Raw genomic sequence first — 15,861 nt, 5'->3', positions numbered from 1 at the left:
GGTTCTTTATGCCTGCTCGCTTTTGCCCACTTGCGCGACTACGCTGGCTTTTTGCGACACAATTGCTGCTTTGTGCTGCATACGGTTTTGCATTTGATCGATAATCACAGCCACAATAATCACGATACCTTTGATAACCATTTGCCAGAATTCGCTGACCCCCATCATCACCAGCCCGTCAGCCAAAATACCGATAACAAATGCGCCGATCAGTGTACCGAGGATGGTGCCACGGCCACCGGCCAGAGACGTCCCCCCCAACACCACAGCCGCAATGGCATTCATCTCAAAGCCACTGCCGTTCGCAGGGTGGCTGGCCACCAGTTGAGCGGAAACAATGATCCCGGCAATTGCCGCACAGAAACCGGAAATGGTGTAAACCCAAACTTTAACCTGCCGGACTTTAACGCCTGACAGTTCGGCAGCTCTCTCGTTATCACCGATAGCGTAGACATGGCGACCAAAAGGTAGGCGACGCGCTACATAGGCAATCACCAGAGCCAAAATGAACATGATCCAGATAGCGATCGGCAAACCCAGTAACGTGCCGGACCCGAGCAGATCAAAACCGGTGTTTCCAAGTTGTGGATTGCCCTGTAAGCCTGGGAAGGTTTCACCGCCAGAAATCAGCATCGCCGCACCACGAACCACATACATGGTGCCGAGGGTGCAGATAAACGGCGCGACGTTATAGCGGGTTATGATCCAACCATTGACCGCGCCAATCAGTGCACCGATGACCAATACCACCGGAACCACCACCCAAACACTGGGGAAAATGGCAATACCAAACATCGGTAATACAATACCTTGGGTGATCATCCAGCCCGCAATCATGCCGCACAACCCCAAGGTTGCCCCGATAGAGAGGTCAATCCCTGCGGTGATAATGACAAACGTGATGCCCAGTGCGAGGAAGGCATTGATCGCGATATGCTTCACCATAATGATCAGGCTGCCCGTCGCCAGAAAGCCCGGAACCATCACAGAGAAGAAACCAAGAATCAAAAACAGGGCAATAAAGGTGCGCATCTTGAGCAGAAGCAGCAGCATATTTTCCCGTGACCACGACGCGCCACCGGGCCGGTGACTCGCCAACGCAGTGCCAGTTGTTGCTTTCATCATTCGAACCCTTGTGCGCTTGCCGTAACCAATGCCGATTCACTGGCCGACTGACGGGATAAGTTCGCGGTCAGCTTGCCATTCGACATCACCAGTATGCGGTCAGATACCGCCATGATCTCTTTCAGATCAGAGGTTGAGAACAAAATACCAATCCCTTGTTCAGAGAGTTTCACCATCATTTCAAACACATCAGCTTTCGCCCCGACATCAATACCTCGCGTTGGCTCATCCAACAGCAGAATGTTTGGACTGGTCAGTAATGAGCGGCCAATGACGACTTTTTGCTGATTGCCACCACTGAGCGCCTGAATTTCCACTTCCGGTGAAGAGACTTTGATAGACAGGTCGCCAATCACCGAGGCAACCACCTGTGATTCACTCTCCTGCCAGATGGCAAAGCGGTGTTTCAACCGACGCCATAAGCTGGAAATGGTCAGGTTATTCGCCACCGATGACACGGGGAAAATACCGGTTTTTTTACGGTCTTCCGGTACCAGGCTCATCCCCAGACGGATACGCTCTGCCGTTGAGGTTTTGGCATTAATCGACGTACCATTGAGCCGGATAGTGCCAAGATAGTTCTGTTGCGTACCCAGCAGGCATTCAAACAATTCGGTACGCCCCGCCCCCATCAACCCATAGATGCCGACAATTTCACCCGCCCGCACTTGCAATGAGACCTGATTCACTACCGTGTTGCCGGATTCATTGATTAACGTGACGTTATCAACCTCCATCATCGGCGCACCGAATGTACGGTCCGGGTGAAGAAAACTGGAAACCGGATCACTACCCAGCATTTCACGCACAATCCACGGCACATCAATATCTTTTACCGCAGCTTCGGCCTGAAAACGGCCATCACGTAAAATAGTGATGTAGTCACCAATCGCCATTAACTCTTCCAAACGATGTGAGATATAGACGATGGAAACACCCTGTCGCGTCAGTTCGCGAATAACCCGAAACAGGATATCAACTTCGGTTTTACTCAACGCCGACGTCGGCTCATCCAGAATGAGAATATCCGCCTGTTCTGCCAGCGCCTTGGCGATTTCAATCAATTGCTGTTGGCCTACTTTCAGGTTTGATACCATCTCTTTAGGCGAAATGACTTGATCAAGACGCGCCATTAACTGTTCAGCAATCAGCTCCTGCGCCGCCTGGTTAATGGGTTTCAAACCTTGTTGAATCTCACGCCCCAAAAAGATGTTTTCCGCAACATTGAGGTTTTCCGACAGGTTCAGCTCCTGATGAACCATGCCAATACCCAGTGCCGCTGCCTCACGAGTATTAGCAATACTCACCGCGTTACCATTCAGGTAAATTTGGCCGGATGTTTGTTGCTGTACCCCAGCCAAGATCTTCATTAAGGTAGATTTCCCGGCACCATTTTCGCCGATAATCACATTAACTTTGCCGCGATAAACGTTATAACTGACAGCATCTAGCGCCAATGTGCCAGGAAAACGCATTGAAATGTCCTCAGCATGCATGACGATGTCAGGTCTGTGGTCCATTAGTGGCTCTCCTTATTCACACTGAGCGGCACACCGTTGCTCAGGCCGGTAGGGGTGAGTGTCACCGCTGCCAATACCTCGACTTGCTGCCCGATCCAACTGGCATCGGGTTTTGCCACATCCTGCAAAGCACGCTTGCTTAATGCTTTAGAGAGCTGGGCGTATTGCACCTGATTTTTAAAATCTTCGAAGCGGATAAACGTTGATGCATCACGAATGGCATTACCTTTGACGATTGGCCCCACTTGCAGCACTTGCTCGTCACCGTCAATAGCCAAACGAATCAACCCTTCCCGCCCTTCTGTGTCTACCGCCACCACTTTGCCGTTAAAACGAACAAAACGACTTTGGCTATTTTTCCCTGCTGCTGGCTGACTTTGTTGCTGCTTTACCTGCTGCCAACTGAGTGCATTGCTATTGGCAAACGGCATAACTTTACTCACCCAAATGGTGGAAGCGACTTTGTCCGGTGGCTGGTTATAGTCGCTGACCACCGCGTTAGGATCGACTGGCAGAATCGGTTTACCGTTTTCATCCAAATCAACCACGGTACAAGCCACCAGCACAGTGCTGATAACCAACAAACCGCCTGCTTTCGATAAGGCACTGAACCACATACTGCCTCCTGTCAGGAGGGGCGATTACGCCCCTCATTCTTAAACCATGGTTTTAATAACCGGTGATTATAAGATGGGTGTTTCAGTCGCGATTATTGTTTCAGTGCAAAGACATTCAGATTCTTGGCATTGTTTTCATCAATCAATACGCAATCCATCAGTTGCTTTTCTTCCAACCCGGTTTTGCCAGTTTTCAGATATTTATCAGCCTGCACCACCGCCATCTGAGCTTGTGCCCAACCCGGCTGTAATACAGTGGCTTTGATATTGCCTTTGTTAATGATGGAATCGCGGACATAGTCACTGCCGTCAAAGCCGACGACGATGACATCATTACGGCCCGCTGCTTTTAATGCAGCTTCTGCACCGAGTGCCATAGTGTCGTTACCGGAAATTACCCCAGTGATATCTGGGTTAGCCTGCAAAATGGACTCCATACGGTTGAACGCTTCAGTCTGGCTCCAGTTTGCAGTCTGTTGGGCAACCATCTTCATGTCGCTATGTTCGTCGATCACGTCGTGATAACCCTGTGAACGAACATGAGCGTTGGTATCGGACTCACGGCCGAGCAATTCAACATATTTGCCTTTGCCACCCATCAACGTAACGAATTTCTCAGCGCCGAGTTGTGCGCCTTGATAATTGTTCGACACGATTTGTGATACTGCGATTCCAGTTTCATTGATTTCACGGTCAATCAGGAAAGTCGGAATACCGGCCGCTTTGGCTTTTTTCAATGGCCCGATAGTGGCATCTGATCCGGCGTTATCCAGAATGATCGCTTTAGCCTTACGAGCGATGGCAGTTTCCAGTAGTTGGTTTTGTTTGTTCACATCATCATCATGGGAAGCCACCAGTACGGTGTATCCCAGTTCCGTGGCTTTGGCTTTAGCGCCTTCCGCCTCCGCTTTAAAGAACGGATTATCGTGGGAGGGGGTGATAATGGCGATCAGGCCGTTACTGGCGGCACCAGCAACACTCGCCATTGAGATCAATGCTGCGGTAAGACAGGATTTCAGTAGGGTATTTTTCATTATTTTTCTCCGCATTGAATATATATTCACTATTAAATTTATATTCAATGTAATAATACAAACGCCTCGCAGCTTGTCCAATGTGAGTGCAAGGAAAGTAGAAGCCGGTCACAAATTAGTCGACACGGATAGAGAGATAGCTCGGATAAAAGCCGCTTAGATAAGAATGTAACAGTACAAAAAACGGATTGATTATTTCACTCGAATGTATAAAATTTTATACATACATCAAGGAGTGATGAATGATTGGAAAAATAATCGATTGGCGTGGTAGTTCACTTGAGGATCTGAAGGCTTTCCCAGAAAGTGCTTGTGCGGTAGCGGGGAAGCAACTACGCAATATCCAGCATGGTATCGAACCTAATGATTTCAAACCAATAAATGACTGGGGAGCTGGGATTATTGAAATACGGTTAGATGATAATTCCAAAGCTTATCGTGTTGTTTATATTGCTAAATTCGAAGAGAAAATTTACGTATTACACAGTTTCCAAAAAAAATCGCAAAGAACCAGTCAGAAAGACGTCAATATTATTAAGGTTCGTTATAAAGAAGTTATTCATGAGCGGAGAACAAAAAATGATAGATAAAATTGATACAGCATCACGTCACATCACTACCGCTGGAGACAATATTTTTACTGACTTAGGCTTTGCTGATGACAAAGCAACTCAATTGTTAGCGGAGTCAAATGCAGAAATTGAACAGGCTTTAGCAATGAAAAAAGCGCTCATGACATCTATTGCCAATTGGATTAAATCAGAAGGAATACGGCAAGTGGACGCAGCCACATTATTACATGTGTCGCGTCCGAGAGTTTCCGATGTTGTTAATCAAAAAACTGAAAAATTCACTCTTGATTCTCTGATTAGTATGGCTGGCAATATTGGCAAAAAAGTGACACTCGTTATTGAATAAATAAATTCTGAGTCAGCGATATAACTCAATCACCGCAGGCGTCACCTGTAATTCGTGTTGCCAATGGGTCAATGTCAGGGTCGTTAACTCAGCCAACCCCTGATAAAACGGGTGCCCGGCATCAGATTGCAGTAAAGCGAGATAACGATACCCCCACGGTAACAGGTGCTCTGCCAGTAAGACCGGTAAATCCGCCGGTTGATGTTCTGCCAGCCAGGCCGCCATCATCAGCAATAAGCCGAAATGATCCTCTGGCTCTTGCTGCTCCAGTGTCACTTCCACTTGCTGCTGCGCCATCCAATCACGCAGTTTGAGCGTCGAGTCGCCAAACAGGACATTTTCTTTATCCAGATAAACCGATCCCCAAGGGGGAGCGGGCAGCGCATATGGGCCAATAAACAGCCGCTGCCAAGCCTCTTCCAGAGTCTCATCTGATTTGTCTTGCGCCAATAAAGCGGCAATGGGCATCAGTTGAGTTTCCAGGCCATAAGGCCACTGGGCTACCCACTCACCACTGCTGAGTTGCGCCACAATATCACTGCACGCCGGACTGTCCGGTTCACAATAAAACAGCGCACCCAATACGTGACCGGTCAGCGCAATTTGTTGATAAGTCATATTGTTTTCAACCATTTTGTTACCTCAAGAGCGTGATCAATTCGCTATCAAACGGGTGAAGCATTGCGAGCAAAGCCACATTGGGCGTAAACCCAACATGAGCTTTGCTCAGTAGCCATCAGGCTATATTTAACCGCCGATTGCCATTCCGACCGTCATATGCAACCCGTAAAACACGCCACGGCCAATTAGCTCACCCGCAAAGATAAGCAGCATAGCGAAGATCATGCCAAGCGTCATCGGTGTGCGACCTCTGATTAACGGACAGATCCAGCAGCCCAGCCCCAGAACCAGCAACACCAAACGCCACACCATCAGTGTGCCGTAGTGGGGAATAAGCTCAGAAGCTTGCTGTACCGAGCTGTAAATCATCGACAAACTGGCCGCCTGCATAATGACACTGGCAATACTGATAATCAGTGCCAATACACTGATCATCGGTAGTTGCAGCATCATTCGCCCATTAATCCCGGCCAGTTGTAACAACAGATAACCCAACATCGGGCCGCCAATCAAGGTGGTAAGAACAAAGCCTAGCGGGGTATAGAGGTTGTCCCAAGTGGGAACAGTATTAATGGAATAGACTCGACACATGGCATAGACAAATACCACGCCCAGCACCATAGCGATCACTAGCCAGATCTTGCCGAGTACCGCAGGCATTTTACCCAATACAGTCAACAACCAGTAAAAACCCGCCACCGCAAAGAACAGTGAACCGGCGGCTATTTCATTACTGAGCGCCGACTCGCCAATGCGGTTCAATGAATTGAATGCTCGCAGTGGCGAACCTAAATGCAGTGTCGAGGCGATAAAAGCCAGCGCCATCAGCACCCACAGTACCAACATGCTGCGGTGAATTCGCTGTTGCTGCCCGTGATTCAAACCACCGAATATCAGCGCCAGCCCCAGCACTATAAAGCCGCCGACCACGCACTGCCCCAGTACCGTAAAGACCATTAGTGGCCATTCATGCCATCCCATGCCCATATTATACCTCCTTCGGATTTGCCAGATGACCGGTGGTATCTCTGACCGGACGGCTGTTGGCATTAGGTTTCACTACGATATTCGGCAGCGTGAAATGGGCTGCTGGCAATGGTGCGACTTCGGCCAAATCACCGTATTTCTCGCGTAATTCATCGATAGGGGCCATATCCAACGCCCGCAGCGGGCAGGAATCGACACAAATCGGTTTCTTACCGGCAGCAACTCTTTCATAGCAGCCGTCACACTTGGTCATATGCCCTTTGGCTTCGTCATATTGCGGCGCACCGTATGGGCATGCCATATGGCAATAGCGACACCCAATGCAAATGTCTTCGTTTACCACAACGAAACCATCATCACGCTTATGCATTGCGCCACTCGGACATACCTTGGTACAGGCGGGATCACTACAGTGATTACAGGCGATAGAGAGATAGTAAGCGAACACATTTTGGTGCCATGCACCATTATCTTGCTGCCAATCCCCACCGGCATATTCGTAGATACGCCGGAAGCTGACATCGGTAGATAAGTTTTTGAAATCCTTACAGGCCAACTCGCAAGTTTTGCACCCAGTGCAACGGCTGGAGTCGATGTAAAAACCATATTGCGTCGTCATCAGTCAGCTCCTTATGCCTTGGTAACTTGAACGAGGTTGGTATGGGATGGATTCCCTTTCGCCAACGGAGAAGGCCGCTGAGTGGTCAATACGTTAATACTGCCCGCGCGATCAATGCGTTTCTCATCCGGGCTATACCACGCCCCCTCACCCAGAGCCACAACCCCTGGCATCATGCGCGGTGTAACTTTGGCGTTAATCTGAACTTCGCCTCGGCCATTGAAAATACGCACCATATCGCCATTTTTGATATCACGCTTGCGGGCATCCATAGGGTTAATCCACATTTCCTGACGGCAGGACGCTTTTAAAACATCGACGTTGCCGTAGGTGGAGTGGGTTCTGGCTTTGTAGTGAAAACCCGTTAACTGCAATGGATACTGCTGATTGAGCGGGTCATCGTAGCTTTCAAAACCGGCGGCATAGACCGGCAGCGGATCGATAACATCGTCTTTTTGCAGTTCCCACGTGGCGGCAATCTGTGCCAGCTCGGCAGAATAAATCTCAATTTTTCCTGATGGCGTGGTTAACGGATTGGCAATAGGGTCTGCGCGGAACGCTTTGTAGGCGACATGATGCCCCGCCGGATCACGTTTTTTAAAGATACCTTGTTCACGGAACGCCTCAAAAGAAGGCAGTTCAGGAATGGCCTGTTGCGATTGTTGGTAAAGATGGCGTAACCACTCTTCTTGCGTGCGCCCTTCGGTAAATTGCTGCTCCACCCCCATGCGTTTTGCCAGTTCGGTGGTCATTTCATAGATGTTTTTACATTCAAAACGCGGTTTGATGACTTGATCGGCAAAAATCACATACGCCATATTGCCGCTGGAAGCGTCAAGGCAGAAGTCCATCTGCTCAGAGGCGGTGCAGTCAGGCAGGATGATATCGGCGTATTTAGCTGACGAGGTCATGTGATTATCGATAACCACCACCATTTCACATTTTTTATCATCTTGCAGAATGTCGTGGGTACGGTTGATTTCTGAGTGCTGGTTAATCAAACAGTTACTGGCGTAATTCCAGATAAACTTGATGGGAACATCCAGTTTATCTTTACCGCGCACACCATCACGGGTAGCGGTCATTTCTGGCCCGCGTTCAATCGCGTCAGTCCACAGGAACATCGAAATACTGGTTTTAACCGGGTTTTCCAGTGTTGGCATACGGACAAACGGCAAACCGTAAGAACCTTCGCGGGCACCAGAATTACCACCATTAATGCCAACGTTACCGGTCAAGATCGCCAGCATGGCAATGGCTCGACTGGTATTTTCACCGTTGGAATGGCGCTGCGGCCCCCACCCTTGTGCAATATAAGCCGGTTTCACCGAACCTATCTCGCGCCCCAGTTTAATGATTCTTGCGGCTGGGATACCGGTGATGGCTTGCGCCCATTGTGGTGTCTTGGCGGTTTCATCTGCGCCCTGCCCTAAAATATAGGCTTTGTAGTGGCTATTTTTTGGCGCACCTGCTGGCAGGGTTTTCTCATCGTAACCAACACAATATTTATCGAGGAACGGCTGATCCACCAGATTCTCGCTGATCATCACATAGGCCAAGGCCGATGCCAGTGCCGCATCGGTACCGGGCCGCAACGGGATCCATTCATCTTCTCGACCTGCTGCGGTATCGGTATAGCGTGGATCAATCACAATCATCTTGGCATCGGATTTCTCCCGCGCCTGCTCCAGATAGTAGGTGACCCCACCGCCACTCATGCGCGTTTCAGCCGGATTGTTACCAAACAGCACCACCAGCTTACTGTTTTCGATATCGGAGGGACTGTTACCGTCAGCCCAGCCACCGTAGGTGTAATTCAGGCCAGCAGCGATTTGCGCGGTACTGTAGTCACCATAATGATTAAGGTAGCCACCACAACAATTCATCAGCCGCGCCAATAGCGTCGATCCCGGTGGCCATGAGCGGGTCATGGTGCCACCTAAGGTACCGGTGCCATAATTCAGATATATAGCTTCGTTACCATATTCCTTAATGATGCTTTGCATGCTGCCCGCAAGGGTGTCGAACGCCTCTTCCCATGAGATGCGCTTGAATTTGCCTTCCCCGCGCGCGCCAATACGCTTCATCGGGTATTTCAGGCGGTCAGGGTTATATACCCGGCGGCGCATAGAGCGGCCACGCAAACAGGCGCGCACCTGATGCAAGCCATCAAAATCATCATCGCCAGTGTTGTCGGTTTCGACATACTTGATTTCGCCATCAACGACATGCATACGTAGCGGGCAGCGGCTACCGCAGTTGACGGTACAGGCACTCCAGATCACTTTGCCATCATTGGCTGGATTTATTGCCGATTGCACAGCACGGGCGGTGCGGGAGAACGGGAGCGAAAAGGCCCCTGTTGCCATGGCAAGACTGCCGATAAGCGTAGTTTGGACCAGTTTTCGGCGTGTAACTTCTGCCGTTAATAGCCGGGATTCGTTGGTCTCTTTCATAAGATTCCCACTTGGTTGCATTCCAGAAAATGAACAACATCCGTGATGGATGAAATCCGATTAATTCAAAAAAATGAGTAATTCTGCGGGGGGAAGTTGTGTCATGAATGAGAGCGCAGTGGCCCAGCTACAGCAATTATTATAGTTAGGATGATGGATAGTTCTTCCCGCCATAATAACCTTACCGCTTATGTGGGGAACAAGAATTGTCTGGTATCAATAAAGCAGTGAGGATTACCCTACTCTCACTGCTTTATGATGAATCTGTGACAAATAGCCGTTCGGTTTAACAAGCCTGATGATACAGCGCCATAATTTCATCAATCGACGCTTCACGCGGGTTACCGCCGGTACATACATCCGCGAAGGCTGCCGCAGCCAGCGCCGGAATATCATCGGCCAGCAGACCCACCGCGCTCAGGGATGACGGAATACCAATATCACGGTTCAATTCAATTACTGCCTGAATGGTTCGCTCACGAACCTGTGCCAATGGCCCACTCAGGGCATTGTCGAGGCCCATCGCCATCGCGATTTGACGGAAGCGTTCACCGGTATAAGCGGCGTTATAACGCATGATATAAGGCAGTAAAATAGCATTGGCGACACCGTGCGGCATGTTGTAAAACGCCCCCAGAGGGTGTGCCATACCATGAACCAACCCCAGCCCTACGTTTGAGAATCCCATTCCGGCGATATACTGCCCAAGAGCCATATCTTCGGTGGCGGCGGCATCACCCTGCACGGAAGCCCGTAGTGAACGGCTGATGACTTCAATGGCTTTAAGATGCAAAGCATCCGTCAATTCCCACGCCCCTTTGGTCAGATAACCTTCGATGGCGTGAGTTAAAGCATCAACCCCGGTCGCAGCTTTCAGTGCCGCTGGCATACTGTCCATCATGTCCGCATCAATAAATGCCACTGCCGGAATAGCATGAGGGTCGACGCAAACAAATTTGCGCCGCCGCTCTTCATCGGTAATCACATAGTTAATGGTCACTTCTGCCGCAGTACCGGCGGTGGTTGGAATAGCCAGAATCGGTACGCAAGCGTTGCGGGTGTCAGCCACCCCTTCTAAACTGCGCACATCGGCAAATTCAGGATTATTGATAATAATGCCGATGGCCTTGCTGGTATCTTGTGGCGAACCACCGCCCAGCGCGATGAGATAATCAGCCTCGCTTTGGCGAAAAACAGCCACACCTTGTTGTACAATGGCGATTGTCGGGTTGGGCGTTACCGCATCAAAGATGGCAAAATCCAGGCCGGCCTGTTCCAAGCGTCTGATTAGGCAAGCCGCGACACCGCACTCCATCAGTATTTTGTCGGTAACCACCAACGCTTTTTTATATCCCCGCCGTATAACCTCATCGGTAAGCGCATCCAGTGAACCGCGCCCAAACCACGCCATTTCGTTTAAAATCATTCTGTTCATCACTGATTCCTCTCGGTATTTTAACCCACACGCTAATCTTCAACCCGTAAACCGTAGGTTTTGAATTTCTCCAGTACCACGCTGATCTCTTCTTTGGATAACACCGGCACCTCATCGACAATCGGCAAGATAGCCAGCAGCAGTGTTGCCAACACCTCGACTTCATGGGCAAGCCACAACGCTTTGGCCAAATTCTCCTCACATGCAATCAGGCCATGGTGCTGCAACAGCGTGGCCTTGCGGTGCTTCATCGCCACGGCGACATGTTCAGACAGCGCTTTAGTACCAAAAGTGGCGTAGGGCGCACAGGGGATATCATCGCCACCGGCAGCAGCAATCATGTAATGAATCGCAGGGATCGAGCGGTTAAGAATTGATACTGCGGTGCAATGAACCGAGTGGTTGTGTACCACCGCATTGGCGTCTGCCCGGGTATGATAAACCGCCTGATGAAAACGCCACTCACTGGAAGGGACTTTGCCAGGCTCATGGTGACCGCTGGCATCGATATAAACAATATGCGACTCCGTAAGCTTGTCGTAGGCAATACCGGAAGGCGTAATTAAAAACCCATCCTGATAGCGCACACTAACATTGCCAGCCGTCCCTTGATTCAACCCTAAGCGGGTCATTTCCAGGCAAGTATTGATAATATCGCGCGCCAGTGCTTCTCTCTTCATTTGTTCCTCTCTTAAGATGCAAATACCTAAATATAAAAATGCATTGAATAATGGATGTAGACGAATAAACCTTAATAACTGTGGATATATCTTTCGCTCATTTAGTTAAACTGAAAAATAAAGCACACCAAAATGTGAGCCATGTCATGACTATTCATGACTTCATCGTGATTTAGATCTTATTTGTTTACATGAAATGTCCGTTTGAAAAAACAATATAGGCAAACGGTCAAATGACGCTGAATGATTAAATACCGGGCTATTTCTCGATAACTGACCGTTTGTGACAGAAATAGAACAATCGGTCATTAGCTATGTGTGTTTGAAACACAATTCATTTCAAACGGTCATGAAATGTTTTTATTTAAAGTGACTGTCATCACAAAATATCAGCATTGAGTTACCAATGTGATTCAGCTCATATTTTTTAGCGATTTTTACCTTATAAAGAACGGGACTTATCGCAATGAGGGTATTTAAATTTGTCACTCAGGCAATTATGGCTCGCCAGAGAAAGTATCACTCATTAAACAAAGAATAACTCCGTCGAACATTACAAACTTTCGGACTATTGAAGTATCTGACGAGGGCATTATGGGAAATATTTTAATACAAACAGATAGCACTAAAATTTCCGCCTCGGTAAGTGACGAGTCGGCAAATAAAAAAAGATATCTGATTCCTTTCGCATTACTGTGCTCACTGTTCTTCCTTTGGGCAGTAGCAAACAACCTAAATGATATTTTGTTGCCTCAGTTTCAGCAGGCGTTCACCCTGACCAACTTCCAAGCTGGGCTGATTCAATCCTCCTTCTATTTTGGCTACTTCTTGATCCCAATACCTGCCGGGATCCTGATGAAAAGGTTTAGCTATAAGGCGGGGATCATTACCGGATTACTGTTCTATGCCTTTGGGGCGGCGTTGTTCTGGCCGGCTGCCGAGACGATGAATTACACCTTGTTTTTAATTGGTTTATTTATTATTGCTGCCGGTTTAGGTTGCCTGGAAACGGCCGCCAATCCTTTTGTTACCGTATTGGGGCCAGAAAAAACCGGCCACTTTCGTATTAACCTAGCACAGACCTTTAACTCTTTCGGTGCCATTATTGCAGTGGTGTTCGGCCAAAGCTTAATACTCTCCAATGTGCCCCACCAAACACAAGAAGTGCTGGATAAATTGTCTGCTGCGGATTTGAATAGTTATCATCATAGTTTAGTAAAAGCTGTTCAATTACCCTATCTGATTATTGTTGCGGTGGTGATTTTTGTTGCGTTATTAATTTTGATTACCCGTTTCCCGGCAATAAAAAGTGAATCGGATGATACGCATAACGGTTCTTTCTTTGCATCACTACCACGGTTATTAAAGATAACACATTGGCGCTGGGCAGTATTAGCACAGTTCTGTTATGTCGGCGCACAAACCGCATGTTGGAGTTATTTAATTCGCTATGCCATTGAAGAGTTACCTAATATTACACCGGGATATGCGGCTAATTATTTAACGGCTACCATGGTATGTTTCTTTATCGGCCGATTCAGTGGCACCTGGTTAATTACTCGCTTCGCACCAGAGAAGGTTTTAGCCGCTTATGCATTTATCTCTATGTTGTTATGTATTATCTCTGCAGCTTTCGGCGGACACATTGGGTTATTAGCACTCACCTTGTGCAGTATGTTTATGTCAATCCAATACCCAACCATATTTTCATTAGGCATTAAGAATCTAAATCAAGACACTAAATATGGTGCATCTATTATTGTTATGACTATTGTCGGGGGTGGCATCGTCACCCCAATTATGGGATTAGTTAGCGATGCAGCAGGGAACATACCTACGGCTGAAATTATCCCTGCTTTATGCTTTGCCATTATCTTTATTTTCGCCAAGTACAAAACGGTTCCCGTTAATTAATAATACGGGTAACGGATAAATTAACATTAAATTCTTGCTACTGAACACAAGGACCAATAATGAAACAGACAATTCAATTACCTAAAATTGGCATTCGCCCGGTCATTGATGGACGCAGAATGGGCGTACGTGAATCGCTGGAAGAGCAAACCATGAAAATGGCCCGTGCCACCGCAGAGTTTCTGCAAGAAGTGGTACGTCATCCTTGCGGCACGCCCGTTGAATGTGTCATTGCTGATACCTGCATTGCCGGAATGGCAGAATCCGCCGCCTGCGACGATAAATTCAGCGCACAGAATATTGGGCTGACCATCACGGTGACACCTTGTTGGTGCTACGGCAGCGAAACCATTGATATGGACCCGTTCCGCCCGAAAGCTATTTGGGGCTTTAATGGTACCGAACGCCCTGGCGCGGTCTATCTGGCAGCAGCACTGGCGGCGCACAATCAAAAAGGATTGCCAGCCTTCTCCATTTACGGCCATGACGTGCAGGATGCTAATGACACGCGTATTCCTGCTGATGTGCAGGAAAAACTGCTGCGCTTCACTCGTGCAGGTTTAGCGGTTGCCAGCTTAAAGGGCAAAAGTTACCTCTCCCTCGGTGGCGTATCCATGGGGATTGCCGGCTCCATTGTTGACCATAACTTCTTTGAATCCTGGTTAGGAATGAAAGTGCAAGCGGTCGATATGACAGAATTGCGCCGCCGCATTGATCAGAAAATCTATGACGAGCAAGAGCTAGAACTGGCGTTGTCATGGGCGGATAAAAACTTCAAATACGGGCCGGATAAGAACGCAGAACAATACCGCCGTTCACCGGAAAGCAGCCGCGCGGTACTGCGTGAAAGCCTGCAAATGGCGCTCTGTATCCGCGACATGATGCAAGGTAATCCAACGCTGGCAACGAAAGGTTTTGGTGAGGAAGCCTTGGGCTATAACGCCATTGCTGCCGGTTTCCAGGGGCAGCGCCACTGGACAGATCAATATCCAAATGGCGATACCGCTGAAGCCTTGCTGAATAGCTCGTTCGACTGGAACGGCGTGCGTGAACCGATGGTTGTCGCCACCGAAAACGACAGTTTGAACGGCGTGGCAATGCTATTTGGCCATACTCTGACCGGCACCGCGCAGATCTTTGCCGATGTCCGTACCTACTGGTCACCGGAAGCAGTACAGCGGGTCACCGGCCATCAACTGGAAGGGGCTGCCGAACACGGCATTATCCATCTGATTAACTCAGGTTCTGCCGCGTTGGACGGCACTTGCCGCCAAAACGATGCGCAGGGTAAACCTACCATCAAACCACACTGGCAAGTGAGCCAACAAGAAGCCGATGCTTGTCTGGCAGCAACCGAATGGTGCCCAGCTATCCATGAATACTTCCGTGGCGGCGGTTTCTCTTCGCGCTTCCTGACCCGTGGCGGTGTGCCATTCACCATGAGCCGTATCAATCTGATTAAAGGTGTCGGGCCGGTATTGCAAATTGCCGAAGGCTGGAGTGTCGAATTACCGAAATCCGTTCACGACACGCTGGACAAACGTACCGATTCAAGTTGGCCAACCACCTGGTTTGCTCCACGCCTGACCGGCAAAGGGCCATTCAGTGATGTTTATTCGGTAATGGCGAACTGGGGAGCTAACCATGGCGTGCTGACCATCGGCCATGTCGGGGCAGACCTGATTACACTCGCCTCAATGTTACGCATCCCGGTATGCATGCATAACGTCGAAGAAGAAAGTGTTTACCGGCCAACTGCGTGGGGCGCGCACGGTATGGATATCGAAGGGCAGGATTACCGTGCCTGCCAAAATTACGGCCCACTATACAAAAGATAATGTGATGTTTGAGCAGGCTCGTAAGTGTGGAGCACTTCTCACCTAAGTCATAAAACAACCCTTGCTGTCAGCAAGGTGAATGAAGGGTTTATTGTGC

At 48.9% G+C, this 15,861-nt stretch carries 14 protein-coding genes; 4 read left to right on the top strand and 10 right to left on the bottom strand.

From position 1 onward, the window contains the following. Positions 1-6: 6 nt before the first annotated feature. From A6J67_RS08240 to A6J67_RS08225, 4 genes are all read right to left on the bottom strand, one after another. Complete coding sequence (locus tag A6J67_RS08240) at positions 7-1,122, bottom strand: ABC transporter permease (protein ID WP_032905539.1); 1,116 nt, start codon at positions 1,120-1,122, stop codon at positions 7-9. Continuing rightward, the gene (locus A6J67_RS08235) at positions 1,122-2,645 is read right to left on the bottom strand and encodes a sugar ABC transporter ATP-binding protein (protein WP_032905538.1); all 1,524 of its coding nucleotides are present in this window, start codon (positions 2,643-2,645) and stop codon (positions 1,122-1,124) included. Before A6J67_RS08235 ends, A6J67_RS08240 begins: the two co-directional genes overlap by 1 nt. Continuing rightward, complete coding sequence (locus tag A6J67_RS08230; RefSeq protein WP_050086417.1) at positions 2,645-3,262, bottom strand: DUF2291 family protein; 618 nt, start codon at positions 3,260-3,262, stop codon at positions 2,645-2,647. The genes A6J67_RS08235 and A6J67_RS08230 overlap by 1 nt, the downstream gene beginning before the upstream one ends. Positions 3,263-3,354: 92 nt before the next feature. Next, positions 3,355-4,296 (bottom strand): D-ribose ABC transporter substrate-binding protein, encoded by a 942-nt coding sequence (locus tag A6J67_RS08225; protein WP_032905537.1) that lies wholly within the window; start codon positions 4,294-4,296, stop codon positions 3,355-3,357. Between the two features lie 242 nt (positions 4,297-4,538). Between A6J67_RS08225 and A6J67_RS08220 the strand changes: the two genes are divergently transcribed. Together A6J67_RS08220 and A6J67_RS08215 are read left to right on the top strand one after the other, a co-directional pair. Then, entirely contained in the window at positions 4,539-4,886 is a 348-nt protein-coding gene (locus A6J67_RS08220; RefSeq protein ID WP_050072589.1) for a type II toxin-antitoxin system RelE/ParE family toxin, read from the top strand. After that, a complete protein-coding gene (locus tag A6J67_RS08215) occupies positions 4,876-5,214 on the top strand; it encodes a helix-turn-helix domain-containing protein (protein ID WP_032905536.1) in 339 nt (112 codons plus the stop codon). Before A6J67_RS08220 ends, A6J67_RS08215 begins: the two co-directional genes overlap by 11 nt. A gap of 12 nt (positions 5,215-5,226) precedes the next feature. Here the strand turns inward: A6J67_RS08215 and dmsD are convergent, their stop codons facing one another. The 6 genes from dmsD to A6J67_RS08185 all read right to left on the bottom strand — a co-directional run bounded on the left by dmsD (position 5,227) and on the right by A6J67_RS08185 (position 12,012). Continuing rightward, on the bottom strand, positions 5,227-5,832 hold the full coding sequence (gene dmsD / locus A6J67_RS08210) for a Tat proofreading chaperone DmsD (RefSeq protein ID WP_005181966.1): 606 nt from the start codon (positions 5,830-5,832) through the stop codon (positions 5,227-5,229). A 129-nt stretch (positions 5,833-5,961) separates the two neighbouring features. Then, the gene (locus tag A6J67_RS08205; RefSeq protein ID WP_050296862.1) at positions 5,962-6,822 is read right to left on the bottom strand and encodes a dimethyl sulfoxide reductase anchor subunit family protein; all 861 of its coding nucleotides are present in this window, start codon (positions 6,820-6,822) and stop codon (positions 5,962-5,964) included. A gap of 1 nt (position 6,823) precedes the next feature. Further along, the gene (locus A6J67_RS08200; protein ID WP_005181957.1) at positions 6,824-7,441 is read right to left on the bottom strand and encodes a DMSO/selenate family reductase complex B subunit; all 618 of its coding nucleotides are present in this window, start codon (positions 7,439-7,441) and stop codon (positions 6,824-6,826) included. An 11-nt stretch (positions 7,442-7,452) separates the two neighbouring features. After that, positions 7,453-9,897, bottom strand: a complete 2,445-nt coding sequence (gene dmsA / locus A6J67_RS08195; protein WP_050086421.1) for a dimethylsulfoxide reductase subunit A — start codon at positions 9,895-9,897, stop codon at positions 7,453-7,455. A 286-nt stretch (positions 9,898-10,183) separates the two neighbouring features. Continuing rightward, positions 10,184-11,335: a lactaldehyde reductase gene (fucO, locus tag A6J67_RS08190; protein WP_050296861.1), complete on the bottom strand. Its 1,152-nt coding sequence runs from the start codon at positions 11,333-11,335 to the stop codon at positions 10,184-10,186. Positions 11,336-11,364: 29 nt separating this feature from the next. Beyond that, a complete protein-coding gene (locus A6J67_RS08185; protein ID WP_050072585.1) occupies positions 11,365-12,012 on the bottom strand; it encodes an L-fuculose-phosphate aldolase in 648 nt (215 codons plus the stop codon). A 594-nt stretch (positions 12,013-12,606) separates the two neighbouring features. On the opposite strand from A6J67_RS08185, the gene fucP reads away from it, so the two are divergent. Together fucP and fucI are read left to right on the top strand one after the other, a co-directional pair. Next, the gene (fucP, locus tag A6J67_RS08180; RefSeq protein WP_005181949.1) at positions 12,607-13,926 is read left to right on the top strand and encodes an L-fucose:H+ symporter permease; all 1,320 of its coding nucleotides are present in this window, start codon (positions 12,607-12,609) and stop codon (positions 13,924-13,926) included. A gap of 59 nt (positions 13,927-13,985) precedes the next feature. Continuing rightward, a complete protein-coding gene (fucI, locus tag A6J67_RS08175) occupies positions 13,986-15,764 on the top strand; it encodes an L-fucose isomerase (RefSeq protein ID WP_005181947.1) in 1,779 nt (592 codons plus the stop codon). Positions 15,765-15,861: the final 97 nt, after the last annotated feature.

Origin of the sequence: Yersinia sp. FDAARGOS_228 (assembly GCF_002073315.2) — a bacterium.
GTDB classification, from domain to species: domain Bacteria; phylum Pseudomonadota; class Gammaproteobacteria; order Enterobacterales; family Enterobacteriaceae; genus Yersinia; species Yersinia intermedia.
Note: the sequence above shows the minus strand (reverse complement) of the source record. Positions and strands in the feature narration are given on the sequence as shown.

Coding starts and splice junctions, on each gene's coding strand:
- A6J67_RS08240 (WP_032905539.1), bottom strand. CDS start 1,122: ATGAAAGCAACAACTGGCACTGCGTTGGCGAGTCACCGGCCCGGTGGC.
- A6J67_RS08235 (WP_032905538.1), bottom strand. CDS start 2,645: ATGGACCACAGACCTGACATCGTCATGCATGCTGAGGACATTTCAATG.
- A6J67_RS08230 (WP_050086417.1), bottom strand. CDS start 3,262: ATGTGGTTCAGTGCCTTATCGAAAGCAGGCGGTTTGTTGGTTATCAGC.
- A6J67_RS08225 (WP_032905537.1), bottom strand. CDS start 4,296: ATGAAAAATACCCTACTGAAATCCTGTCTTACCGCAGCATTGATCTCA.
- A6J67_RS08220 (WP_050072589.1), top strand. CDS start 4,539: ATGATTGGAAAAATAATCGATTGGCGTGGTAGTTCACTTGAGGATCTG.
- A6J67_RS08215 (WP_032905536.1), top strand. CDS start 4,876: ATGATAGATAAAATTGATACAGCATCACGTCACATCACTACCGCTGGA.
- dmsD (WP_005181966.1), bottom strand. CDS start 5,832: ATGACTTATCAACAAATTGCGCTGACCGGTCACGTATTGGGTGCGCTG.
- A6J67_RS08205 (WP_050296862.1), bottom strand. CDS start 6,822: ATGGGCATGGGATGGCATGAATGGCCACTAATGGTCTTTACGGTACTG.
- A6J67_RS08200 (WP_005181957.1), bottom strand. CDS start 7,441: ATGACGACGCAATATGGTTTTTACATCGACTCCAGCCGTTGCACTGGG.
- dmsA (WP_050086421.1), bottom strand. CDS start 9,897: ATGAAAGAGACCAACGAATCCCGGCTATTAACGGCAGAAGTTACACGC.
- A6J67_RS08185 (WP_050072585.1), bottom strand. CDS start 12,012: ATGAAGAGAGAAGCACTGGCGCGCGATATTATCAATACTTGCCTGGAA.
- fucP (WP_005181949.1), top strand. CDS start 12,607: ATGGGAAATATTTTAATACAAACAGATAGCACTAAAATTTCCGCCTCG.
- fucI (WP_005181947.1), top strand. CDS start 13,986: ATGAAACAGACAATTCAATTACCTAAAATTGGCATTCGCCCGGTCATT.